This window comes from Acinetobacter sp. P1(2025), assembly GCF_051390655.1.
GTDB classification, from domain to species: Bacteria; Pseudomonadota; Gammaproteobacteria; order Pseudomonadales; family Moraxellaceae; genus Acinetobacter; species Acinetobacter junii.
Window position 1 is genome coordinate 28,035 of the sequence record NZ_JBPKBJ010000019.1, and the last position, 23,404, is coordinate 51,438.

The following is a 23,404-nucleotide window of genomic DNA, read 5'->3' on the forward strand; positions in this document are numbered from 1 at the left end:
AATCTTGACCAAAGATCGCATCTATTTAAAAACACATGCAGATGGTGTGCCTAAGAAATGGAATAGCATGATATTGCTAAATCTAAAAGGTACGGTTCAATTGAGGAACAATTTAATGATTGAAGCAATAGACTTTAGAAATGCAATGTCTTTATTAACAAGTGCAGTGAGTGTTGTAACAACGATTGGCTCTACAGGTCGATATGGATTTACGGCATCAGCTGTGTGCAGCGTGACAGATTCACCAGCAACACTTTTGGTATGTATGAATATCGCTTCTAGCTCACATACACACTTTGTTGAAAATAAAATTCTCACTGTGAATGTCTTGGCAGCACATCATCAGCATATGTCTAAAGTGTTTTCATCAAAGATGAGTCCTGAAGAACGTTTCAAATATGGCAGTTGGACAGAATTAGAAACTGGCGCACCTGTGTTAAAAGATGCTTTGGTTAGTTTTGATTGTCAAATTGAGCAGATTCAGGAAGTTGGAACACATACCATTTTTATTTGTCGTATCATTGCTATCCAACAAAGTCAGCATGATCAGGGGTTAGTCTACTTTAACCGTGCTTATCATCAAGTTGGGCAGATTGCAGAAATTGCCTGAGCCAACTATCTATTCATCCCTTTATTTTAAGAAAATATCTCGTGGAATTAATCATTTTTTTAGCCATCGGGGCTTTAGCTGGTTTCGCTGCTGGACTCTTTGGTGTCGGTGGTGGGCTCATTATCGTTCCACTTTTATACATCGTATTCACTCAAATGGGATACCAACCAGATGTCATCATGCATATGGCTTTGGGAACCTCATTGGCAACAATCATTGTGACTTCTATTAGTTCATTGATCGCCCACAATAAAAACAGCGCCGTGATTTGGCCTGTATTTAAAAATCTAACACCAGGACTAATCCTTGGTTCATTTTTAGGAGCTGGTATTGCGGGATTACTTTCTGGGGCAAATTTACAATTGATCATCGGGATATTTGTGATCTGGGTTGCTTACAAAATGTTCTTTGGGGCGAAAAATGTAATCGATCAGGGTAAGGTATTACCATCAACAACTCGACAAATATTTGCAGGTACAGGCATCGGAGTTGCTTCAGCAATTTTTGGTATTGGGGGAGGGAGTTTAACCGTTCCTTATCTAAATCATTATGGTGTAGTCATGCAAAAAGCCGTCGGAACCTCGGCAGCATGTGGCTTACCAATTGCCATCGCAGGTGCTTTAGGATTTATTTTTTTTGGTATGAAACAGCATATCAATGTGCCTAACACTATTGGTTTTGTACATATCTATGCATTTTTAGGTATTAGCATTATGAGTTTTATGACGGCTAAGCTTGGAGCTAAAACAGCACATATTTTATCGCCAATCGTACTTAAAAAATGCTTTGCTTTAATGTTATTGATCGTTGGATGCTTCTTTCTTTACAAAGGCATGTGATAAAAATCTTCTCCGTATAGCTCACTTTTCTGTGAGCTTTTAAAATCTTTTTCTAGTCTTTAACAAATCAACAGCAATCTATATTCTCCATCTATCTCTATCGGTGCTCTATGCACACAGGGTAAAACTTGTTGTGTTGGATGGTCGACTGCCAAACGCCATAGATGACCTAAACCTAAATTAACAGGTTTACTCTCAGGTTTTGCTCGGTAGTGCAAATCAAAGAAATATTCTTCTAAAAAATTCTCAAATTCGGCTTCTGGTCCATCATGTAGATTTTTTAGTTTTTCTCTAATTTCAGGAACTAGAATCTTTTGCTCAACTTGATCGTTTGGCAGAATCTCACTTGCCGCACCGTGATAGGTACATAAAAAAGTATCTGTTGGAATAGGCGAGCGATCAACATGAAATGAATAAACATCTGTCGAAATAAAATCTAACTCATCATCACGTTCGTAATTTTGAATTAAGTTAAGCGTAGGTGATGCGCCAAGCTCTGTTAATTGCTGAATATCCGCAATTATGATTTCTCTTGCTAAACGACCATGTTCAGAAAGTTGTAAAGCCAATAAATCATCAACTGAAATCTCAGTGATATTTTTCTTTAGCTGAAGTTTTTTGACGATTTCTTGAAAATCCCCATTAAGATTTCTATACCAACAAATCGCATTTCTATCTCCTTGAAAATTAGAACTGACAAGTTCGGAGAAACTTGAAACCACGCTAATTTGCTTGTGGTCAGAAAATGCATTCTTCATAAAAAGAAGTTTATCAAAAAGAAAATATGTTTAATGATACACAGTTCGATCACGTTAACAACGATAGATGGAATAGTATTTTTCAGACATTTAATTTTTCATACCTTATAACAATGAAATAAAGGGTTTTAAATAGACACTGAGAAAGTTATTTTCCACAGATCATTATGAGCAAATTTATGCTCAAAAACTTACATAAAAAACAATTGTGCGCAAATATATTCACAAATATAAAAAAATAGAGTATTTTTGAGAAAATAATTGCTCATTTACATCAATGAAAAAACTAACAATACAGGCGTTACTTGATCAAAGTTGGTTTGATATTGCTGAACTAACATTATTAGAACCTAAACTAGGCTCAGCAAGTGCCAGTGAATTAGCTTACGATTTAGAATACGCAATCCACAATTTGGACAAGCAAGATGAGCATGCCTGTAGTTTGTCGCTACCTGTACAAATACTAATAAAACATGAATCTAGTTCATGGTTTGGTTTTTTAGATGATATTGTTCCATCAGGTGCTGCACGCCGTTATTGGGTGAATTTTCTAGGTCTACAAAGACTAACGCATGCTGAGCAAGATAGTATTTTATTAGAAAAAGGTGGCATCGCACCCGTAGGCAATTTGAGAATTAAAGAAGCTCTTCCACCAATCAATCCTGAATCAACTCTGCATTTACGTTATTTTAGTCAAAGTGATGTTGCTGACCGAAATGTAGATTTTCTTGAATATGCACAGCAAATGGGTGCAATTAGTGGTGGTGCAACAGGAGCAGGTGGTGAAGCTCCTAAATTATTGATTCGTGCTACAAAAGATCAAAATATTTGGATTGATACTTATCAACAAAACTTTGATCAACCTGATCAACACTATCTAGTTAAATTCCCTAGAAATAATCGTAGTGAGATCGACTGTAATATTCTCAGAGCAGAATACTATTACTATCAAGAACTAAAAGAGTTGGGTTTCAACACCATTGAAACTACAGAAATGAAGCTGATCGAAGGTGAAAAATATCCATCATTATGGCTACCAAGATTTGATGTTGAATGGCACAACCAAAAATGGCATCGTCATGGGCTTGAATCTGTCTATTCCGTATTAAATAAAGCTTCGGGTAGCCATCTCAATCACTTTGAAGTGATTGAAAATCTATGCAATTTACTGATATCTATTGATTCAGAGTTTGATTCAGAACAATTCGTTTGTGAGTGGTTACAGCGAGATTTACTCAATATTATTTTTGGTAATTCTGATAATCATGGGCGAAATACTTCATTTCTAAAACAATCTGGAAAAATTTCGCTTGCTCCAATTTATGATTTTGCTCCAATGAAAGCTGATCCAGAAGTTGTCACAAGATCAACAACTTGGGGAAGTCCTTATGAGGAAGGAGGAGAATATCGATGGGAGCAAATTACACAAAAGCTTGCACATTTATGCGATCCGAATTTGTCTCTAACTACATTGAAATCTTTAGCAAGTCATCTTGTCGGGCTAAAACAAAGATTAATAGATAAAGGTGTACCAAAACAAATTATGGAGATGCCAGCGCTTTCATTTGACTATGTTGAAGCTAAATTAGAAAGATGGGAACTATTATGAATACAAAAAATCAGACTCAAGATCGTCAACAAGTTCTTATTGATCTATATCTGCAGTACTTATTGAATGAAATTACATTGGGACAATTATTGGCGTATTTGCGAAAAAATATTCTTGGTATGTCTCAGGAACAATATGCAAATTTAGTCGGTGTAAGTCGCAGGACGTTAACTGATATTGAACAGGACAAAGGAAAACTTACGCAATCTGTTTTAGACAAGGTATTTAAACCACTTGGATTGAAATCAGGGCTTGTACCGACTCATGAGCACATTGTGAGAAAGATCATTAAACCATCAGAATGAGATCAATGGCTATGAACATATAGCTTCCTGATAAAAGATATTAAGAATCGGCTAATTAAAATGCTGAGGCTAGGGTTTTCATAGCTGAGATTTTTGTTTGGCTTTTTGGCGTAAGACATACAAATATAAGCTTTCTACTTTTTCACGTGCCCATGGTGTGGTACGCAAGAATCGCAATGATGATTTAACACTTGGATCTATGCAAAAACATCTAATTTCAATTTTACGACTTAAGCCTTCAAAGCCACCGTAGTAATCCAATAATTCATCCAAAATGTCAGCAAGTTTTTTGCCGTGTAGAGGGTCATTGGAGGCGTTCATAATAGAGCAACAATATTTTGGAAGACCATCATTATAACCTAGGCTAGTTAAAAATGAGAGGGTTGGAATTTGAACGTAATTAAAATAGAACTCATATAAGTTATTGAATACAGGTCAGAGAGTAAATGTCTATAAAAGTTAATTTTGAAATTTTACCATCTCTAAGTAACTGATTTAGCTATATCGATTTTTGATAAAAAAAACTTAATTTTGAAATTCACTGTGATTTCAAGTTAAAAATGAAATTATAACCAGTGGACGATTTTTTTAAGAAATTAAAGCTAATAATGAAATCTTAGATAAAAAAAACAGTAGAAATAAATTAGGACTAATAATTATGATTTCTTTATAAGCATTGATTTATAACAACTTTGATATCATCAATTCCTGTTAATACATTATATTCATACTTACAAGGGTAATCCTCCCATAAATAACTGAATTTAAAAGTAGAGGTTAAGCAGCCATCAAAGGTGGTTTGCCTCCGTTAGCTTGATGTGGTCGTTCATGATTGTAGTGCCACAACCACTGTGTTGCATAATCTTGTACTTGCTCCAATGTATCGAACAAATGTTTGCTCACCCAACTATAACGCATTGTACGATTGTATCGTTCGATATAAGCATTTTGTTGTGGCTTGCCTGGTTGAATATATTCAATACGGATACCATGCTCAGCTGCCCAACGTACGAATTCGTGGCTGATAAATTCAGGTCCATTGTCGCAGCGAATCACAAGCGGTTTGTCTCTCCATTCGAGCAATTGGTTAAGTGTACGAATGACGCGCAGTGCAGGCAGTGAAAAACCTGCTTCAATCACTAAACCCTCACGTCGATAGTCGTCAATTACGTTAAGCAAACGGTAACTTCGTCCATCACTTAACTGATCATGCATAAAATCCAATGACCATACTTGATTTGGATGAGTTGGTTCCTTCAATGGTTCAGGTACATGTCGTTTTAATCGTCTTCTTGGTTTGATCCGCAGATTCAATGCCAGCTCACAGTAAATACGGTAAACACGCTTATGATTCCAACCACACTTCTCAACATGGCGTAGATAAGAGAAGCATAGCCCGAAGCCCCAATCTGTATTTTCTTCGGTGAGTTCAATCAATTGTTCTGCAATCAGTGCATTGTCATCGTTCAATTTGGACTGATAACGGTAGCAGGTTTCACTGATACTAAATGCACGGCAGGCCAAACGAATACTGACGGCATGATCACCAACGGCTTGTTGTGCCATCTGACGACGACAAGATGGCTTTACCACTTTTTTGACATGGCTTCCTGAATGATTTCAGCTTTAAGCCGCTCTTCAGCATACATCTTTTTTAGCTTGGCATTTTCGGCTTCTAGTTCTTTCAATCGAGTAATTAATGAGGCATCCATGCCGCCATATTTAGCCCGCCATTTGTAAAAAGTCGCATTACTCATACCATGTTCACGGCAAAGGGTGGCAACAGGCGTGCCAGACTCCGCTTGTTTCAAAATAGACATAATCTGACTGTCAGTAAATTTAGATGTTTTCATGCAGAATCTCCTGCTTTGATCTTAAGAGAAAATTCTACTTTTACATCCTTTTATTTTTAGGGGGGATTACCTCTATATCACCAACGGTGGATGAAGCTTGTCAGCATTCTTAAATATTTATCGTCACCATCACGGCATAGACGTGCGCTTATGGTAAGTCACACTTACATAACTTAGACTTAGAAGATTTGGTGGCTTTAACTATTAAAGCTGTAGTAATGGCATGGGTACACCATCCAGCGACAAACTGGGTGTCAAAGCTAGGTAAGTGAATTACTAGACTTCACTGTAGTTAGTTCTCAATTTTAAATTTTATTAAAGGAAGTATGAAAGTCATACTTCCTTTTCAATCTTCTACACAATAAAACTTTAGAATTGAAGCAACAGATCAAATCTAAATCAGATTTGAAAAATAATTACGGTGGGCGCTATCTTGTGGTAAGAGTTCTAATAAGCGTTGTATTGCATCAATTCGGTCATGTGTCTGCCCAATAATTCTTAATAACTGATCGATATCCTTTATTTGATAGATCAACTGGCTTAAACGGGCATCAAAACAATGTCTCCATGTGCTGAGTAATGGGCTTTCTGATTTAGATAAAAAGCTACCTTTATATAGCGAGAATGTACTGGATATAAGATTTGCATTTAATGATTGTTCAGCACGTAAAAAATCACATTGAACTTCACAGCTAAGCCTATAAATGCGAGCCTCAATTGAATGGGGTAATAAGCTACGAAGTTGTGAAAGCTCAGCCTTTAGGGTTTTTAGGCTGACACTACGCTCACCATAAAGGGCATAGTGTAACTCTTCTAAGCCAATTCCATGGGGATGCAAAGCTAAAATGCAAAGTATTTCAATTTGACGGTGACTCAAGTTTAAAGTTTGCCCATTAAATTGAACCCAAGGCGAACCTAGCGCTTTAATGTACAAAAAATTTTGCTGCTCAAATTTTATGGCACGCTGTATTAAATCTGCACAGCGTTCAACTGCGAGCAACCCTAAAGGCGTATGTTTTTTATATTTTGTAGAAAGGTTAATAATGCCGTGAAATTGTCCCGATGTTGGGTCCCAAATCGGTGCGGCATAACAAACCCAATCTCTAACACTGTCCATTTGGTTTTCATGAGAATAGACGCAACTTGATATTTGGCTGTTTAACGCCATACCAATCGCATTGGTTCCAACTGCCTGTGTAGACCAATGTCCGCCCTCAATAAAATGAACTTGTTCAGCAGAAGAAAGCATGGCTGAACTACTCCATGTCCATAACAGAGTCCCGTGATGATCTGTAAGACCAATCGCCATATCTGAATCATTTGCTATTTTGAGTAAATCTGCATAATTATGCTGAATAGAGCGGCGGAATAAAGACGTTTTATCTTCTTGAGGCAATGCTAAAACAGGGGCAGCATGCACAGTAGTTTGATTAATTAAATGCGTCGTTTGCAGCTTTTTTGCAGGTGGTGTATTGAACAGGTTCATATCATATTCCTTTATGATGAGACTGTAATATTTTCAAACTTTAGAAATGAGCTTCAAAATTTATAGTCATTTACGTCATTTCTTCTTGCTTCGATTTTAAATGCTTTTTTCTTTGCTTGGTTAAGTTAGATCTTTTGGCTTTACCAGTCCTTGAGCTACTTTAAAAGTGTTCTTATGAGCTGAAAATGACTATTTCCATCTGAAATGTTAATAAACGTAACTGTCATATTTATCAATGAAGCATGTAAATAATGAAAAGTCATTCACGTATATATGGGGCAGGTACAGACTCACCATAATACTGACGGTCAGCAAAATAACTTGATCTCACTAATGGCGCACTCCAAATATTTTTAAACGCTAAGCGCTCTCCATGTGTTTGATAATGATTAAACTCTTGCAACGTAACAAAACGATGAATTGGCGCATGAGACTTAGATGGCTGTAAGTATTGACCAATTGTGACATAGTCTACTTGATAATCTTTCAAATCATTTAATAACGCAATAACCTCAGCTTCAATCTCTCCTAAACCCACCATCAAACCACATTTCGTTGGGATATCAGGGCAGTAGTGTTTAAATTTCTTAAGTAAATTCAATGAATGCTGATAGTCAGCGCCTGGTCGCATGGCTTTATACAGGCGTGGCACGGTTTCAATATTGTGATTAAAGACATCAGGTGGATTTTTGCTCAAAATTTTAAGTGCAATATCTGCGCGACCACGAAAATCAGGAACCAAAACTTCAATCAAAGTGTATGGACTAGTTTGACGAATTTCTCGAATGCAATCTGCAAAATGCTGTGCACCGCCATCTTTTAAATCATCTCGGTCAACGGAAGTAATCACAACATACTTTAAGTTTAGATTCTTGACTGTTTCAGCCAGATGCTTGGGCTCATTAAGATCCAATACATTTGGTCGACCGTGAGCAACATCACAAAAAGGACAACGTCGGGTACAAATATCTCCCATGATCATAAACGTTGCAGTTCCACCGCTAAAGCATTGAGGCAAATTAGGGCAGGCCGCTTCTTCACAAACGGTATGTAGTTTCTGTTGTCGTAATAAATCCTTAATGATTTGAACTTCCTCAGGTTGACTAATTTTAGTCCAAATCCATTCTGGCTTTTTCGGTGTCGTTTCCGTTGGAACAAATTTAATTGGAATACGCGCCATTTTTTCAGCGCCACGTAACTTCTTTCCTGTTAATACTGTGTTATTTAAATCCATTTCAAACACTCCGTCGTTTAAATTAATTAAGATATACCCTGATATTAAATAAACTGATTTAAATGGATTAATAATATTAAAACAGGGCAAAAAACTTATCATATAAAACAAAGGTTGGTTAAAGGTTTGTTTTTGTATGTGATTGAACTATTGTAAAATTTTACAAAAATTTTTAATTTCATAACCTTCTGTTTTTAATATTTATCTCATCTTTTTATGGATTATATTTTTTTAGTCTAATATGAAATTAAGTAAAAATATTCTTATATAAATATACGATTTAAAAATCCAATTATTCAATTTTGGATTTTCTTTTAAGCGTAGTAAATAAGGAACAAAGATATGCAATTAACGGAAGAGCAATTGCTAGCAGCATACAAAAGAATGCGCGACATTCGTGAATTTGAGGATCGACTTCACGATGAAAACAATACAGGTGATATTCCTGGTTTCATCCATCTCTATAGCGGTGAGGAAGCTGTTGCAGTAGGGATTTGTGAAAATTTAACAGATAAGGACTTCATTACCTCAACACATCGTGGTCACGGACATTGTATTGCAAAGGGCTGTGACATTCACGCCATGATGCTAGAAATTTTTGGCAAAGATGATGGTTTGTGTCGTGGTAAAGGCGGCTCAATGCACATTGCGGACTTAGATAAAGGCATGCTCGGTGCAAACGGTATTGTGGGTGGTGGTCCACCTTTGGCTATTGGGGCAGCTTTAAGTGCTAAAACACTCAAAAATGGTGGGATTGGTCTATCTTTTACCGGTGATGGCGGTTCAAATCAGGGCTTAACTTTTGAAGCAATGAATATGGCTGTGGTGTTAAAGCTCCCTGTGATTTTTGTTTTTGAAAATAACGGTTTTGGTGAAGGTACTGCACATGATTATGCCGTAGGCAGTAAAGACATTGCAGGCCGAGCAGCAGGTTTTGGCTTACCCGCTGAAAAAGTAGATGGAACAGACTTTTTTGCTGTGTATGAAGTTGCACAAAAAGCCATTGAACGTGCCCGCCGTGGTGAAGGTCCGAGTGTGATTGAAACAGTAACCAACCGTTTTTATGGACATTTTGAAGGTGATCCGGGACTTATTCGTTCCAAAGAAGAACTGGATTATGTCAAAGAACATAAAGATCCATTGAAAATATTCCGCGAAAAAGTCAAAGACAAAATTGACGAAGCCAAGCTCGATGCGATTGACGCTCAGTCTAAAGCCAATGTAGACGATGCCGTTGCAAAAGCACGCGCAGCTAAGTACCCAGAAGTCTCTCAGTTACTTACTGATGTTTACGTCTCTTACTAAAGGAATAGTAGAAAAATGCCAAATAAAAGTTATCGAAACGCGATTAAAGAAGCAATTGAATTAGAAATGCGCCGAGACCCAAGTGTCATTGTGGTCGGTGAAGATGTTCGTGGTGGGCATGGTGGCAAAAATACCGATGACAATAAACTGGAAGGTTTTGGCGGTGTACTTGGTGTAACCAAAGGCTTATGGACTGAATTTGGTTCTGAACGAGTCATTGATACGCCAATTACAGAATCAGCGATTATTGGTATGGCGGCAGGTGCTGCTGCAACGGGTTTAAGACCTGTGGCAGATTTAATGTTTATGGATTTTTACGGCGTGTGTTATGACATGCTGTATAACCAAGCAGCTAAATTTCGCTACATGTTTGGCGGCAAAGCCAAAGCGCCACTCGTTGTACGAGGCATGATCGGTGCAGGTTTTTCTGCCGCAGCACAGCATTCTCAGTCGCCATATAACGTGTTTGCCTCAGTACCTGGCTTAAAAGTGGTGGTGCCTTCGAGCGCCTATGATGTGAAAGGGTTATTGATTCAAGCCATTCGAGATGATGACCCAGTAGTCTTTTGTGAACACAAGTTATTGTACGACATTAAGGGCGAAGTACCAGATGAGGCCTACACTATTCCTTTTGGTGTCGCAAATTACACACGTGAAGGTACTGATATCACCATTATTGCCTTAAGCCTGATGGTGCATCGTGCCAATGAAGTTGCTGACAAGCTCGCAAAAGAAGGCATTTCGGTTGAAGTGGTTGACCCTCGAACCATTTCTCCATTAGACGAAGATGGCATTTTAGAGTCAGTGGCTTCAACAGGTCGCGTAGTTATTGTGGATGAATCAGCAGCGCGTTGTGGTTTCGGACATGATGTGGCTGCCCTCATTGCACAGAAGGGCTTTCATTATCTTAAAGCACCAATCGAGTTAGTCACTCCACCACACTCACCCGTACCATTTTCACCAGTACTAGAAAAAGAATGGCTACCAAGTGTAGAACGCATCGAACAGGCTGTACGCAAGACGTTGGAGGCTTAGGATGAGCGAAATTAAAACTTTAGAAATCCCAAAATGGGGTTTGTCCATGGAAGAGGGCACGATTGCCCAATGGCTGATTCAGGAAGGTACGCAATTTAGTAAAGGACAGGAAATTTGTGAAATTGAAACCACAAAAATCGTCAATGTTCTAGAAGCGCCTTTCGATGGCTTGCTACGAAAAATTATTGCTAAAGATGGTGATACCCTTGTCGTAGGAGGAGTCATTGCAATTTGTGCAGACGCCCAAGTTTCCGATGCAGAAGTTGAAGCATTTGCACAGTCCTTAGGTGGAACACCTGCTGTAACTGAAAATAAAGCGGTAGCAGCGGTTCCTGAAAAAGTCGATGTGGCTCAAGTTGAAACCAAAGTACAAGCTGCTCCTAAACAGAACAGTGTTGGTAATGGATCAAAAGCGGTGACTCAGGGCGGATATTCTATTCCTGATGAGTTACAAGGCTACCAACAAAGCGATGATATTTTTGCAACGCCACATGCCTTGAAATTGGCTGAAAAGCATAATGTAAACTTGGCTCAGATTACGGGTTCTGGACGTGAAGGCCGTATCAGTGTTCAAGATATTCAGGCCGCAGTTCAAGCTGCTGGTGGTTCTTGGCCAGATGTACGTCATCAAGCCAGCACGAAAGCCGCGAAATCTAAAGCAGATGACAGTTATGTTCTAGCGACACCTGTTGCCCGCCGTTTGGCAAAACAATGGGGCATTAATTTGCATGATTGTCGTGCATCAGGTTCACGTGGACGAGTCTGTAAGGAAGATGTTGAAGCTGTATATCAACGGGAAAATCCTGTACAAGCTCAACATACTGAGTATGCGCATCCAACAGAGTCTGCAAAATTCACCACCGTAGCTATGAATGGTATGCGTAAAGCAATCGCTGCACGGCTACAAGCGGCAAAACGCAATGCACCACATTTTCGCTTAACGATAGACTTAAATGTTGAGTCGGTTCAGGCTTTGCGTCAGCAAATTAACAGTACTGTACCGCAAGTCAAACTGTCCATTAACGATATGCTGATTAAAGCTGCTGCTGCTGCACTGATTAAAGTTCCACAAGTTAATGTTCAGTTTGATGAAGAGAATCAGCAGATTTTACAGTTTGAACAGGCTGATATTTCGGTTGCTGTAGCCATCGAAAATGGACTGATCACGCCAATTATTAAAGCAGCGAACCGTAAATCTTTGGCGCAAATTTCCAATAATATGCGTGATCTGGCGACACGTGCCAAAACTGGAAAATTGGCACCTGATGAGTTTCAAGGGGGCAGTTTCAGTATTTCCAATTTGGGCATGCTTGGTATTCAACAGTTTGATGCCATTATTAACCCGCCTCAAGGTGCAATTCTAGCCTTAGGTGCAGCAGAGAAACGTGCTGTCGTTGAAAATGATGAGATTGTTGTTCGTGAAATGGTGACCGCAACATTGTCTTGTGATCATCGTGTCATTGATGGTGCGTTGGGTGCTCAATTCTTATCGGCATTTAAGCAGTTTGTCGAAAATCCTGCATTAATTTTGGTGTAGGAGGAATAGTCATGTCAGATACACAATTTGATCTTGTGGTTATTGGTGCTGGTCCTGGAGGATATGTCGCTGCGATTCGCGCAGCGCAACTGGGATTAAAAACTGCAATCGTTGAAAAACAACACTTAGGCGGAGTGTGTCTTAATTGGGGATGCATTCCAACCAAGGCATTATTGAGCGGGGCTGCGCTTGCACAGCAGTTCAAACATGCAGGGCAGTTTGGCTTTACTCTTAACGCGATTGATTTTGACATTCAAAAACTGGTCCATCATAGCAGACAGGTTTCTGAGCAACTGGTACAAGGTATCGGTCAATTATTGAAAAAAAATCAAATCACTGTTTTTAACGCGGCAGCCCAGTTTATTGCCAAAGAGCAATTAGAGCTTACAGATGCGAATGGTCAAAAACAGCAGATTTCTGCACCGCATATTATTGTCGCAACAGGTGCACGTGCGGCCAATTTGCCTCATATTCCTGTAGATGGCCATCAGGTCTGGAGTTATAAAGAGGCTTTAGTTCCGGAACAATTACCAAAATCTTTACTGGTCATTGGTTCGGGGGCTATAGGCAGTGAGTTTGCAAGCCTATACCAAGACTTAGGCTGCCAAGTTACCTTGGTTGATATTGCAAAGCAGATTCTCCCTAGCGAAGACATTGAAGTTGCGAAGTATGTACAAAAGCAATTTGAACAGCAGGGTATGCAGGTTTTAACCGAAGCGACTGTAAAAAAAATAGAAACTGATCAGGCTCAAGTACATTGTCATATTGAAACTGCCACAGGTGTGCAAATCATTACTGTTGAAAAGGTGCTTTCAGCTATTGGCGTGAAACCGAATGCTGAAAATCTTGGCCTAGAAGCTTTGGGAGTTGAATTTGAGAATGGTTTTATTAAAGTCGACTCATGGTGTAAAACCAATGTAGTGGGCATTTATGCAATTGGTGATGTCGCAGGTGCACCGTGTTTGGCACACAAAGCCAGTCATGAAGCCATTCTTTGTGTGGAGAAAATTGCAGGCCTAAGTCATGTACATGCTTTAGATCATACACAAATTCCGGGCTGTATCTTTACCCATCCACAAGTGGCCAGTATTGGTTTGACAGAACAGAAAGCGAAAGCTACGGGCTTGAATATCAATGTGGGTAAGTTTCCTTTACAAGCGAATGGTAAAGCATTGGCTTTGGGCGATAGCGCAGGATTTATTAAAACCATTTTTAGTCAGGAAACGGGTGAATTGTTGGGTGCTCACATGGTTGGACATGAAGTCACCGAACACATTCAAGGTTTTGCCATCGCGAAATACCTAGAAGCTACAGATGAAAGCTTAGCGCAGGTCATTTTCCCTCATCCTACTTTGTCTGAGGCGATGCATGAGTCGGTCTTGTCGGCGATGCAACGTGCAATCCATATTTAAGGAGTCGCAACATGCCTAGAGGTTTAAACAACAAAGTTGCTTTAATTACGGGTGCGGCACAAGGCATTGGACGTGGTATTGCCTTACGTTTAGCACAAGAAGGTGTTCATATTGCCTTGGTCGATCTTCACCAAGAAAAGTTAAATACTGTTCAACAAGAGGTTGAAGCCTTTGGCGTAAAAGCCACCACATTTATTGCGGATATTTCAGATCCAATACAAATCAGTGACGCTATTAATCATGCAGAATCGACACTTAATGGTTTTGATATCATGATTAATAATGCAGGTATTGCACAAGTCAAAGCTTTGGCAGAAGTAACGCCGAGTGAATTTACCCAAATTATGAACATCAATGTCGGTGGTGTACTTTGGGGGATTCAAGCCGCAGCAAATAAATTTAAACAACGCCAACAGGCTGGAAAAATTATTAGTGCATGCTCAATAGCAGGTCATGAAGGTTTTGCTTTGCTCGGTGTTTATTCGGCAACTAAATTTGCAGTTCGTGCATTGACGCAAGCTGCGGCTAAAGAATATGCCAGTGCTAAAATTACTGTAAATAGTTATTGTCCGGGTGTTGTTGGTACAGACATGTGGGTCGAAATAGATCAGCGGTTCTCTGAAATTACAGGTGCACCAATTGGTCAAACGTATAAAAAATATGTAGATGGTATTGCTTTAGGACGTGCTGAAAAACCAGATGACGTGGCTGCATTAGTTGCATTTTTAGCCAGTGAGGATGCAAACTACATTACAGGTCAGTCTATTTTGACAGATGGTGGAATGGTTTACCGTTAACATCAACATAAGGAATACATAATGAAAGCAGCTCGTTTTTATGACCGAGGGGATATTCGGATTGAAGATATTCCTGAACCGAAAGTAGTTCCAGGCACCGTTGGAATTCAAGTTGCATGGTGCGGTATTTGCGGTACAGATTTACATGAATTCATGGAAGGCCCTATTTTTATTCCACCTTGTGGTCATCCACATCCAATTTCAGGAGAATCTGCACCTGTAACAATGGGACATGAATTTTCAGGCGTAGTTTATGCAGTTGGTGAGGGAGTAGATGATATTCAAATTGGGCAACATGTCGTAGTTGAACCCTACATTATTGCGGATGATGTCCCGACTGGGCCGAATGATAAGTATCATTTATCAAAAAATATGAACTTTATTGGTTTAGGCGGGCGCGGTGGTGGTCTTTCTGAAAAAATTGCAGTTCAGCGGCGTTGGGTACATCCTATTTCAAATGATATTCCTTTAGACCAAGCAGCATTGATAGAACCTTTATCTGTCGGTCATCATGCCTATGTCAGAAGTGGCGCAAAAGCTGGCGATATCTCACTGGTTGGTGGAGCAGGCCCAATAGGCTTACTTTTATCTGCTATTTTAAAGGCCAAAGGTCTCACGGTCATCATTACTGAACTGAGTGCAAAACGTAAAGAAAAAGCGATAGAAGCGGGTGTTGCCGATTATGTACTAGACCCATCTAAGGTTGATGTAGTTGCTGAGGTAATGAAAATTACAGAAGACCGCGGTGTAGATGTCGCTTTTGAATGTAGTAGTGTCAATAAAGTCATGGATACACTCGTTGCAGCAGTGAAACCAACTGGTGTAGTCGTTATCGTTTCTATTTGGAGCCATCCTGCCACAATTAATGTGCATAGTGTGGTGATGAAAGAGCTAGATATTCGTGGCACGATAGCTTACGTCAATGACCATCAGGAAACTATTCGTTTGGTTGAGCAAGGTAAGATTAATCTAGAACCTTTTATTACCCAACGTATTGCATTAGATGATCTTGTTTCTAAAGGCTTTGAAACGTTGATTCATAATAATGAATCGGCTGTAAAAATTATTGTTCATCCATAGTAAAGCCTAATTTGAATAAGCTAGAAATAAACTCTATGTAGCTATTTCTAATATCTTTATAGATAGGGAATGAGTCTGTACGTACAGATTCATTCTCAAATTTAAAGTGTTGAGTGCCAGTATGATTTTGATCATACAGCCTAGTAAAGATAGAAAATAAGTTTTTAAATAAACCATAGGGATATAGACTAAATTTTGCCAGGAGAGTGGTGGCAGTCCACCACTAATTAAAAGGTGTCTAAAAAATCATTGGCGATTCAATAAGTTTAGTTTACTGTTTGGTATAAAATATTATGCTGAGTGTAGAGGGTCATTGGAGGCATTCATAATAGATAAACCATATTTTTGGAGGCCATCATTATAACCTGAGCTAGTTGAAAAATGGGAGGGTTGAAATTTAAACATAATTAACATTGATGTGTGCTGAAATAGCAGGAGACATTCACTTGTGAGATTCTAGTCAGCCGACTTGTAAAAATCTTCTGCCATTTGATTTAGTGTCTTAAAATGTAGACCTTTCTTTTTATAGAATAAGACCTTAAAGAAAACCTATTTAACTGAAGCAAACATAAAAGTGCATTACTAATTTGACAGATAATAAAACCTGATTTAATCTATATCAGAAATAATGAACAAATTAGCAGGTGTTATTTATTTAACTTATGTTCACCTGAAATCTAGTTCATAACAAAACATCATTCGAATATTAATAAAATCATGGATTTGTCTATATAGTTTTTATTTTGAAATTTTTCTGGTTCATGAACTTGATGAAATCGATGGTTTTAACCATCAAGATGCATTGTCTAAAAATTGGGCAGAGTATGGTTTTTTAGTTTTGATAGTTATTAGTAGGCAGAGTTAATTGGATAAATTTTAACTTTTTAAAATTAAAGTCAGAACAAAGAAAATAGGGGCTGTTGCCATTTCATAATGGCAGCCAAATAAAGATGCAAGCTAAGGCAACAGAATTTTCATAACTTTGCTTTAGCTTGTCATAGCGTGTAGCAATTCCTCTAAAGTGCTTTAATCGAGCAAAGGCATTCTCAACTAAATGCCTGATTTTATATGAATACCAATCCATATGATCATTATTTGAAAGGGTATTGGATTTCTTGGGAATATTGGCTTGAGTACCCGTTTTTTCTATTTGTTCTCTCAAGGGTTCAGAGTCATAACCTTTATCGGCACAGAGAATTTCTGTCTCTTTCAGGTCTAGGCTGTCGACTAATTTCGGTGCCACTTTTACATCATGGGTCGTGCCATCCTCTATCAGAAATTGAATAGGGTTTCAGTGAGAATCAACCGCCAAATGAATTTTAGAACTGTTTCCACCGATACTTTTTGAAAGCGCCTGATCCTTGATTTCTGTAGCATGCTGATGAGCTCTCACATGACTACCATCAATAAACACCCACTCTAGATCAGCATCAGACGAAATTAACTTAAATATTTTTAATAACTTATTGTCTTTCGACCACCGAGAAAATTTCTTGAATATGGAGTTTGGCTTTCCGAAGGCAGGGGGTAAATCCCGCCATGGGCAACCTGTACGGATTCTATAAAGAATAACTTCAATAAAATTTCGAAGATTTTGTTTGAGATAAATACGAAAATTACGGAAAATAGTTTCTAACTTAGACCAGTGTTGATCAGTCAACATTGTACGAAGCATAGCGATGAGTAGATTTGGTTTGGCGATTAAATTCTACTTCCTCGCTATTTTTTTGCACAGTAAATGTCAACAGCCCCTAAAAAAATAAAACCTTGTATATTAATAAATTTTAATAAATTAATTGTCCGAAAATATATACATAATTTATGTACTATATGTCTGAAAATATAGTACTATTTAAGAGGTAAGATCATAAATAGGGTGAACGCCATGAATATTAATTCACAGCCTTCTAATGCTTCGTCATCAGGTGTTAGAAATAGCCTTAATGTGTCCCAATCAGTCAAAAACAAAATTCAGAAATATAAACCTGGCCGTGTATTTGCTGCAGACCAAATGCGCGTGCAAGGCAATCATGAAACCGTTTTACGAACCCTCTCTCGTATGGTTAGAGAGGGTGAGATTCAGCGTATTCAAAATGGTATCTATTATAAACCTGAGTACAGCAAGGTTTTGAAAGGAAAATCATTACCTCCGAATGTAAATGAGGTTATTAAGGTAATCAGCAAGAAAAATAAAGAAGTACTGCAGGTTCACGGTGCTACAGCGGCAAACTGGCTTGGTCTGAGTACCCAGATACCAATGAAAAAGATTTACTACACTACCGGTATAACCCGTGAGCTCGAAATTGCAGGTGCAAAGGTTAAGCTTGTCCATTCCAGTAACAAGAAACTATTCCAGGCTCATGGGACTGAAGTAGGTTTGGCTATTGCCGCAATGCATTACTTAGGTAAAGAACTAGTGAATGAACAAGTGATTCAGAAAATTAAGTCACGTCTGAATGAACAACAATTTGAGCAACTAAAAAACTCTCCATTACCAAGTTGGATGAAGAGGGCAGTTATATCGGAAAACAATTATGCCTGAAAAGTTTTTGCACCTCAGTGAAAAGGATCAAGCTGAAATCCTAAGATACTTCATGTCGGTTCAGCCGTACCGTGAAATGGCTATTGCTGAAAAAGATGTGTGGGTATGCTGGGTGCTTAAACAACTGTTTGAAATGCCGCATAAGTTGGATATGGCCTTTAAAGGTGGTACCTCGCTTTCCAAAGTATTTAACTTGATCGATCGCTTTTCAGAAGATATCGATATTACACTTGATTACCGTCAGTTCGAGGCGGCTAAGAGCCTAAATCTGGATGAAGGTCAAACTGCTCCAGATAGCCTGGGTTCTAGTGCACGTCGCAGAATGAATGAGTCGCTAAAAGGCGAGGTTCGATCCTATGTAGAGGATGTAGTCGCACCGTATCTGCGTGAGCAATTAAAAATACTACCTCGGGGTGATGTATTTCAGGTAAATGTGAGTGAGGAAGGTGACTGTATCAATTTCGTTTATCCCTCTGTAGTTGAGCGGGATGGGCAAAAGCCATATATGCTTGAATATGTTTTAATTGAATTTGGTGGTCGTAACATCATTAATCCAAATGCCATACATCTAGTAAAACCTTATCTAGCAGATGCGATTGAAGAGTTTGAATTCCCCTCGAGCAATGTCACTGTACTCTCACCAATGCGGACTTTTTGGGAAAAAGCCACATTGATACATGTAGAGTGTCATCGTGGCGTAAGGCAGTCTGCAGAGCGCCTATCACGGCATTGGTTTGATCTGATGGCTTTGTCTAAACACGAGATTGGTAGAGAAGCCACTCAAGATGTACTTTTACTCAAGGATGTAGTTAGACTTAAAAATATTTTTTTCAATGCATCCTATGCACATTATGATCAATGCCTACAGGGTAACTTCTTATTACTTCCTAATGATGAAGGTATGCAGCAGCTGGAAACTGATTATCATCAGATGCTCGAAGCAAACTATCTCAATGATACTGCTATAACCTTTAAGCAAATCATAGCAGCTACCAAGCAAACCCAAGATGTCATTAATCTATCTATTAAGGAATATATGGCATCTGTAGCGTAGTTAAGTTGTTAGGTGCTAAGGCCTATATCAATTAATTAAAATACGAGTTAATAATAATGATTTACACTTATCACAAACGACCTAAACCAGTAATTGACCAAAATATCAAAATTTTACTTCAAAATCCAAAGACTTTTGGAGGTGGTCATCTCAATGTAGGGGATGAGTTAGACTATGAATACTTTTTTGAAGTCAAAGACTTAAACTCTAATTTACTTGGATTTGTATGGTTTGAATTTAACTCTCAAAATAATACTATTGAGTTTAATTTAGGTAAATCACCATCAGCCAATAAATTTAGAGGATTTACACAAAGTATTTTAAATGATATAGATCATATAAAAAATTATTTACCCAAAAAATGGTTTAATAATAGTATGTGGTTAGTAGGCATTAAATCGATTAACCCTAAGAGAGAACAGTTAGAGGAATTATTAATTTCAAATGGTTTTGAAGAAAATGATAATCGAGATTTTTTAAAGCCAATAAATTAAATATAAAACCAAAAGAAAGAGCCCATTGATATTTGATATGGGCTCTTTTTATTCAAAAACTGTTTTAAATGTTATATAGGGTCTGCTAATTATGTAAGTAATCCCTTATCAAGCTTATCCGTCATATTTCGAATAAACGAGTGATTGCTGGCCAATAGCTCATCGGTAATCCCCCCTAAAAATCTCAGGTTCATATTTGGAAGACAAAAATGACTCACAGAACAAAGTTGAATATTTCTGATGCCAAAACTCATACCAAAACTTTAGTGCCAGCATATCTGATTGTTGTGTGGCAAAACTTTGAAATCTCAGGACAGTCGTAGAATAGAGTAAAGGATAGAGACAAGGTACTGTAGCTGAAGTATCAAACAATAGAACTATGTGATTTTGATTAGAATACTTTTTTGAAAGTTTAATTGTTTTTACGACAAACATTCTAAGTACCAAGAACTTTATGAAGTAAATAGAATATAAGCATAAGTGAACTGAATGTGAAATGTTATTTTATATAAGTGATTGATTTTAAGTTAAGCAAGGAGGTCTATGAACTTAAAGTATCATGTACTCAATTTAACATAATATACATTATGCGAAATAAAAATGGATTTGAAAAATCTAAACTACATATCTATTCATGCTTACTTCCTAAATGCTTTTGGCGTAACACCAGTCCAATTTTTAAAAGCTCTTGAGAAATGAGAAACGTCTGCATAACCTAAAGACTCAGATATTTCTTGTATAGATAGTTCGTTTTGAATCAGCATGGCTTCTGCATAATGTTTTCTAACTTCAGCAATCAAAGCTTTGAATGTTGTGTCTTCAATTTCCAAATAACGCTGCAACGTTCTTGAAGATATATTTAACTGCTTGGCAACCTCAGATAAGTTCAATTGACCAATATTCTTTTGGATCAGACTTGTTTCTATCAGCTCAATGATTTGAGATCGTATAATTGATTTTGTTTGTCTGCTTTTTATGTGTTTATCTGTATCACGAATACACTGCTTCATTGCAAGTTTAAAAACAATCTCGTCTGCGGTCTCTAAATGTATATTTAATAGCTCTCTGTCAAAGGAAACAGCATCCTTTACTTGCTCAAATTTATAAGCAAAATTATTATTAATAAATGATTGTTTTTGTTTAAGAAAAATAAAAATATCTGATTCAGTTTTTATCAACTTTCTTATAATATTCGCAAAGCTTGCCGCAAGAAATGCTATAAATTTATTTGTACTCTCAGATTCAACTAGTATATAAGTAAGATATAAAAATGCTTTTTCACCTTCAATTTCTAATCTCAGCTTGAATACACCACAGTATAGACCAATAAATTCTTCTAATACTCTCAATGCCTGATCAAGATTTTTTGAGGACATTGCAGCAATACCAACATTTCCATAATGAGATACTTTCATTTTATTTGCCATAATAATTGGAAATGCGGCATTACCTGTTAAGCGGACTGATTTCTCAAGTAATTGAATAAAAACCTTCGAATCAACATACCAATACGTTTTTTGTAAATCTTCAAATGTAATATGTGTGTCAGCAAGAATTTCCTCTGATGAAATCCCCCATTCTTCTATAGTTTCAATCAATAGATTTACATACGTACCTGGTAACTTAGAAAGTAACATTGACACTCCATTAATCATTTACATTGGCGTGAAATGGTAAATATTGTCGGGTCATGAACTATGACAGCTTTTTTATTTACGGCATAGTAAAAAGATGAAATTCTTCATCAAGGCAAATATTAAATGAATATTTTGATTGTTCATGCACATCCTGAACCCAAGTCATTCACATCATCTTTAAAAAATACTGCTAAAGAAAATCTTGAAAAACAAGGACATTATGTAGAAATCTCTGACTTATATGAGATGAATTTCAATCCAGTTGCTTCACAATTAGATTTTGAATCACTCAACCAAACTTATTACTTTAATTATGCACTTGAACAACGTCATGCACAAAAGAATCAAACACTTGCGCAAGATATTCAAATTGAAATCGATAAAGTTAAACGTGCAGATCTTGTTATATTCAGCTTTCCACTATATTGGACTTCTGTTCCTGCAATCTTAAAAGGATGGATTGATCGAGTATTTGTTTCTGGTCTCTTTTATGGTGGAAAACGCTTTTACAATCATGGTGGAATGACTGGAAAAAAAGCGATGCTGTGTCTGACTCTGGGCGGTCGTGAGCATATGTTTGGTGATAAATCAATTCACGGCTATATAGAGACTTACCTATCTTCAATCCAACGAGGGAGTTTGGCTTATGTAGGTTTTGAGGTACTTCCGCCATTTATTGCTTATCATGTTCCTTATATTAAAGATGAAGATAGAATGAATATCATTGAAAATTTTGAAGATTATTTAAACAATATAGATCAATTAACGCCTTTAGAGTTTCCAAAATTAGAAAACTTTGATGAGAAACTTTATCCGATTTAACAAAATCAAACTTATAAAAAAACAGTCACACTTTTATAAAAATGTGACTGTTTCTATCATTAGAACTTAGTTTTTATGTTGAATTTTATAGCACTCATCCAAAGCCAACTCATAATAAGCCAAACCATCTTGAGCTGCCTGAAAAGCTTTTTTCTGTAAAACAGGATCTTTGTCACATAATCTTTTGATTAATTCCATCGCTTCATATGGATGTAAATCATCATAATGCGCATGAGCTCTCAACCAAGCCAATGATCTTTTATTGATATTGACTTCAGGATGTGAAGTATAAGTTTGAATCCCTTTGTAGACTTGGATTGTCCAATCACCTGTCGCCCACTCAATGGCTAAATTTGTTGCAGCAATACTTTCAGCCAAGCCACCTCTAAAATTTACATCCCACAAATAATGATTCACAGCATTCATCGCCGCAGGAGGTCTAACGTTATTTAACATCTCAACAGTCAAACCGAATCCACCTGCCCAATCTTGATACCAATTTAAATGTCTTTCTTCAACTTTGATATTTTGGATTAACCAGTCTCGTGTTTCGGTTACACCATCTAGAGCAAAGTTAGTCGCTTTAGCTAATGCACCTGCCATGTATGACGGAAAATGAGCAACCAATGGATAAAAATTTAATAATGCAGAACGAAAGCACTCAAGGCTTAAATCCCCATTTGCCATGTCCACAAATAATGGATGTTTACTCACTCTTTCTTTAGCAGGTACAAGCTCATCCCAGAACTTTTGCGCCCAATCAGAATGAGGAGTGATTTCTAATTTTGTGCTGTATTGATTCATAGCAGTCATTGCGATGCATCCTATTTCGTATGACTTAATTCAATCACTCTGTATGTGATTGATGCTTTTTTCTAAATTTAGGACTTACGCACTATTATTTATAGACTCTCTGTGGTAGCAGATGATTTTTATCGAGAATAAAGTCATCAATGAAGTTTTTGATCATTGGTCTAAATAATTTCTTCTGCCAA

The 23,404-nt window shown here is 37.6% G+C and carries 21 protein-coding genes and 1 pseudogene; 14 read left to right on the forward strand and 8 right to left on the reverse strand.

Features of this window, described 5'->3' with window-relative positions; genetic code table 11:
• Nucleotides 1-115 precede the first annotated feature (115 nt).
• Together ACSC97_RS06810 and ACSC97_RS06815 are read left to right on the forward strand one after the other, a co-directional pair.
• A complete protein-coding gene (locus ACSC97_RS06810; RefSeq protein ID WP_436660046.1) occupies nucleotides 116-610 on the forward strand; it encodes a flavin reductase family protein in 495 nt (164 codons plus the stop codon).
• A 41-nt stretch (nucleotides 611-651) separates the two neighbouring features.
• Nucleotides 652-1,449, forward strand: a complete 798-nt coding sequence (locus ACSC97_RS06815; protein WP_039907982.1) for a sulfite exporter TauE/SafE family protein — start codon at nucleotides 652-654, stop codon at nucleotides 1,447-1,449.
• 59 nt (nucleotides 1,450-1,508) lie between these two features.
• Here the strand turns inward: ACSC97_RS06815 and ACSC97_RS06820 are convergent, their stop codons facing one another.
• Nucleotides 1,509-2,207, reverse strand: coding sequence for a DUF1826 domain-containing protein (locus ACSC97_RS06820; RefSeq protein WP_416700903.1), 699 nt, complete (start codon nucleotides 2,205-2,207; stop codon nucleotides 1,509-1,511).
• A gap of 277 nt (nucleotides 2,208-2,484) precedes the next feature.
• Here ACSC97_RS06820 and ACSC97_RS06825 point away from each other — a divergent pair, with 277 nt between their 5' ends.
• Both ACSC97_RS06825 and ACSC97_RS06830 read left to right on the forward strand, forming a co-directional pair.
• Nucleotides 2,485-3,816 (forward strand): type II toxin-antitoxin system HipA family toxin, encoded by a 1,332-nt coding sequence (locus ACSC97_RS06825; RefSeq protein ID WP_436660049.1) that lies wholly within the window; start codon nucleotides 2,485-2,487, stop codon nucleotides 3,814-3,816.
• On the forward strand, nucleotides 3,813-4,121 hold the full coding sequence (locus ACSC97_RS06830; RefSeq protein WP_436660051.1) for a helix-turn-helix domain-containing protein: 309 nt from the start codon (nucleotides 3,813-3,815) through the stop codon (nucleotides 4,119-4,121). The genes ACSC97_RS06825 and ACSC97_RS06830 overlap by 4 nt, the downstream gene beginning before the upstream one ends.
• A gap of 78 nt (nucleotides 4,122-4,199) precedes the next feature.
• Here the strand turns inward: ACSC97_RS06830 and ACSC97_RS06835 are convergent, their stop codons facing one another.
• The 4 genes from ACSC97_RS06835 to lipA all read right to left on the reverse strand — a co-directional run bounded on the left by ACSC97_RS06835 (nucleotide 4,200) and on the right by lipA (nucleotide 8,694).
• A complete protein-coding gene (locus tag ACSC97_RS06835; protein ID WP_020899562.1) occupies nucleotides 4,200-4,442 on the reverse strand; it encodes a VF530 family DNA-binding protein in 243 nt (80 codons plus the stop codon).
• A gap of 456 nt (nucleotides 4,443-4,898) precedes the next feature.
• A protein-coding gene (locus ACSC97_RS06840; protein WP_087548153.1) for an IS3 family transposase occupies nucleotides 4,899-5,974 on the reverse strand; the annotation gives its coding sequence in 2 pieces (ribosomal slippage) (nucleotides 4,899-5,722 and nucleotides 5,722-5,974; 1,077 coding nt in all).
• A 394-nt stretch (nucleotides 5,975-6,368) separates the two neighbouring features.
• On the reverse strand, nucleotides 6,369-7,460 hold the full coding sequence (locus ACSC97_RS06845) for a transcriptional regulator (RefSeq protein WP_436660054.1): 1,092 nt from the start codon (nucleotides 7,458-7,460) through the stop codon (nucleotides 6,369-6,371).
• A 259-nt stretch (nucleotides 7,461-7,719) separates the two neighbouring features.
• Nucleotides 7,720-8,694, reverse strand: a complete 975-nt coding sequence (gene lipA, locus ACSC97_RS06850; protein ID WP_436660056.1) for a lipoyl synthase — start codon at nucleotides 8,692-8,694, stop codon at nucleotides 7,720-7,722.
• Nucleotides 8,695-9,036: 342 nt separating this feature from the next.
• Here lipA and ACSC97_RS06855 point away from each other — a divergent pair, with 342 nt between their 5' ends.
• Genes ACSC97_RS06855 through ACSC97_RS06880 form a run of 6 tightly spaced genes read left to right on the forward strand, consistent with a single transcriptional unit; the run spans nucleotide 9,037 to nucleotide 15,860 of the window.
• The gene (locus ACSC97_RS06855; RefSeq protein WP_178319289.1) at nucleotides 9,037-9,999 is read left to right on the forward strand and encodes a thiamine pyrophosphate-dependent dehydrogenase E1 component subunit alpha; all 963 of its coding nucleotides are present in this window, start codon (nucleotides 9,037-9,039) and stop codon (nucleotides 9,997-9,999) included.
• 15 nt (nucleotides 10,000-10,014) lie between these two features.
• On the forward strand, nucleotides 10,015-11,034 hold the full coding sequence (locus ACSC97_RS06860) for an alpha-ketoacid dehydrogenase subunit beta (protein ID WP_004979604.1): 1,020 nt from the start codon (nucleotides 10,015-10,017) through the stop codon (nucleotides 11,032-11,034).
• A 1-nt stretch (nucleotide 11,035) separates the two neighbouring features.
• Nucleotides 11,036-12,571, forward strand: a complete 1,536-nt coding sequence (locus ACSC97_RS06865) for a 2-oxo acid dehydrogenase subunit E2 (protein WP_034705946.1) — start codon at nucleotides 11,036-11,038, stop codon at nucleotides 12,569-12,571.
• A gap of 11 nt (nucleotides 12,572-12,582) precedes the next feature.
• Entirely contained in the window at nucleotides 12,583-13,983 is a 1,401-nt protein-coding gene (lpdA, locus tag ACSC97_RS06870) for a dihydrolipoyl dehydrogenase (RefSeq protein WP_436660060.1), read from the forward strand.
• An 11-nt stretch (nucleotides 13,984-13,994) separates the two neighbouring features.
• Complete coding sequence (locus tag ACSC97_RS06875; protein ID WP_436660062.1) at nucleotides 13,995-14,780, forward strand: acetoin reductase; 786 nt, start codon at nucleotides 13,995-13,997, stop codon at nucleotides 14,778-14,780.
• Nucleotides 14,781-14,801: 21 nt separating this feature from the next.
• Nucleotides 14,802-15,860 carry a 2,3-butanediol dehydrogenase gene (locus tag ACSC97_RS06880; protein ID WP_436660064.1) on the forward strand — a complete coding sequence of 353 codons (1,059 nt, stop codon included), beginning with the start codon at nucleotides 14,802-14,804 and terminating at the stop codon, nucleotides 15,858-15,860.
• A gap of 928 nt (nucleotides 15,861-16,788) precedes the next feature.
• Here the strand turns inward: ACSC97_RS06880 and ACSC97_RS06885 are convergent.
• Nucleotides 16,789-17,535, reverse strand: a pseudogene (locus ACSC97_RS06885) (IS5 family transposase).
• A gap of 210 nt (nucleotides 17,536-17,745) precedes the next feature.
• Between ACSC97_RS06885 and ACSC97_RS06890 the strand changes: the two are divergent.
• From ACSC97_RS06890 to ACSC97_RS06900, 3 genes are read left to right on the forward strand one after another with little or no spacing between them, the layout of a single operon-like run.
• Nucleotides 17,746-18,402 (forward strand): DUF6088 family protein, encoded by a 657-nt coding sequence (locus tag ACSC97_RS06890; RefSeq protein WP_253167330.1) that lies wholly within the window; start codon nucleotides 17,746-17,748, stop codon nucleotides 18,400-18,402.
• Nucleotides 18,395-19,456 carry a nucleotidyl transferase AbiEii/AbiGii toxin family protein gene (locus tag ACSC97_RS06895; RefSeq protein ID WP_004911078.1) on the forward strand — a complete coding sequence of 354 codons (1,062 nt, stop codon included), beginning with the start codon at nucleotides 18,395-18,397 and terminating at the stop codon, nucleotides 19,454-19,456. The genes ACSC97_RS06890 and ACSC97_RS06895 overlap by 8 nt, the downstream gene beginning before the upstream one ends.
• Nucleotides 19,457-19,512: 56 nt before the next feature.
• Nucleotides 19,513-19,950 carry a hypothetical protein gene (locus tag ACSC97_RS06900; RefSeq protein WP_436660067.1) on the forward strand — a complete coding sequence of 146 codons (438 nt, stop codon included), beginning with the start codon at nucleotides 19,513-19,515 and terminating at the stop codon, nucleotides 19,948-19,950.
• 638 nt (nucleotides 19,951-20,588) lie between these two features.
• Here the strand turns inward: ACSC97_RS06900 and ACSC97_RS06905 are convergent.
• On the reverse strand, nucleotides 20,589-21,587 hold the full coding sequence (locus ACSC97_RS06905) for a helix-turn-helix domain-containing protein (protein ID WP_436660069.1): 999 nt from the start codon (nucleotides 21,585-21,587) through the stop codon (nucleotides 20,589-20,591).
• 123 nt (nucleotides 21,588-21,710) lie between these two features.
• Between ACSC97_RS06905 and ACSC97_RS06910 the strand changes: the two genes are divergently transcribed.
• On the forward strand, nucleotides 21,711-22,409 hold the full coding sequence (locus ACSC97_RS06910) for an NAD(P)H-dependent oxidoreductase (protein ID WP_130575555.1): 699 nt from the start codon (nucleotides 21,711-21,713) through the stop codon (nucleotides 22,407-22,409).
• A 66-nt stretch (nucleotides 22,410-22,475) separates the two neighbouring features.
• Here ACSC97_RS06910 and ACSC97_RS06915 read toward each other — a convergent pair whose 3' ends face one another.
• Nucleotides 22,476-23,222, reverse strand: a complete 747-nt coding sequence (locus ACSC97_RS06915) for a TenA family transcriptional regulator (protein WP_004954430.1) — start codon at nucleotides 23,220-23,222, stop codon at nucleotides 22,476-22,478.
• Between the last annotated feature and the right edge of the window lie 182 nt (nucleotides 23,223-23,404).

What these genes read in the sequence shown, in the direction of transcription:
- ACSC97_RS06895 (WP_004911078.1), top strand. Translation starts at nt 18,395, where the DNA reads ATGCCTGAAAAGTTTTTGCACCTCAGTGAAAAGGATCAAGCTGAAATC.
- ACSC97_RS06905 (WP_436660069.1), bottom strand. Translation starts at nt 21,587, where the DNA reads ATGTTACTTTCTAAGTTACCAGGTACGTATGTAAATCTATTGATTGAA.
- ACSC97_RS06900 (WP_436660067.1), top strand. Translation starts at nt 19,513, where the DNA reads ATGATTTACACTTATCACAAACGACCTAAACCAGTAATTGACCAAAAT.
- ACSC97_RS06915 (WP_004954430.1), bottom strand. Translation starts at nt 23,222, where the DNA reads ATGACTGCTATGAATCAATACAGCACAAAATTAGAAATCACTCCTCAT.
- ACSC97_RS06880 (WP_436660064.1), top strand. Translation starts at nt 14,802, where the DNA reads ATGAAAGCAGCTCGTTTTTATGACCGAGGGGATATTCGGATTGAAGAT.
- ACSC97_RS06855 (WP_178319289.1), top strand. Translation starts at nt 9,037, where the DNA reads ATGCAATTAACGGAAGAGCAATTGCTAGCAGCATACAAAAGAATGCGC.
- lpdA (WP_436660060.1), top strand. Translation starts at nt 12,583, where the DNA reads ATGTCAGATACACAATTTGATCTTGTGGTTATTGGTGCTGGTCCTGGA.
- ACSC97_RS06830 (WP_436660051.1), top strand. Translation starts at nt 3,813, where the DNA reads ATGAATACAAAAAATCAGACTCAAGATCGTCAACAAGTTCTTATTGAT.
- ACSC97_RS06825 (WP_436660049.1), top strand. Translation starts at nt 2,485, where the DNA reads ATGAAAAAACTAACAATACAGGCGTTACTTGATCAAAGTTGGTTTGAT.
- lipA (WP_436660056.1), bottom strand. Translation starts at nt 8,694, where the DNA reads ATGGATTTAAATAACACAGTATTAACAGGAAAGAAGTTACGTGGCGCT.
- ACSC97_RS06835 (WP_020899562.1), bottom strand. Translation starts at nt 4,442, where the DNA reads ATGAACGCCTCCAATGACCCTCTACACGGCAAAAAACTTGCTGACATT.
- ACSC97_RS06820 (WP_416700903.1), bottom strand. Translation starts at nt 2,207, where the DNA reads ATGAAGAATGCATTTTCTGACCACAAGCAAATTAGCGTGGTTTCAAGT.
- ACSC97_RS06890 (WP_253167330.1), top strand. Translation starts at nt 17,746, where the DNA reads ATGAATATTAATTCACAGCCTTCTAATGCTTCGTCATCAGGTGTTAGA.
- ACSC97_RS06860 (WP_004979604.1), top strand. Translation starts at nt 10,015, where the DNA reads ATGCCAAATAAAAGTTATCGAAACGCGATTAAAGAAGCAATTGAATTA.
- ACSC97_RS06910 (WP_130575555.1), top strand. Translation starts at nt 21,711, where the DNA reads ATGAATATTTTGATTGTTCATGCACATCCTGAACCCAAGTCATTCACA.
- ACSC97_RS06845 (WP_436660054.1), bottom strand. Translation starts at nt 7,460, where the DNA reads ATGAACCTGTTCAATACACCACCTGCAAAAAAGCTGCAAACGACGCAT.
- ACSC97_RS06810 (WP_436660046.1), top strand. Translation starts at nt 116, where the DNA reads ATGATTGAAGCAATAGACTTTAGAAATGCAATGTCTTTATTAACAAGT.
- ACSC97_RS06875 (WP_436660062.1), top strand. Translation starts at nt 13,995, where the DNA reads ATGCCTAGAGGTTTAAACAACAAAGTTGCTTTAATTACGGGTGCGGCA.
- ACSC97_RS06865 (WP_034705946.1), top strand. Translation starts at nt 11,036, where the DNA reads ATGAGCGAAATTAAAACTTTAGAAATCCCAAAATGGGGTTTGTCCATG.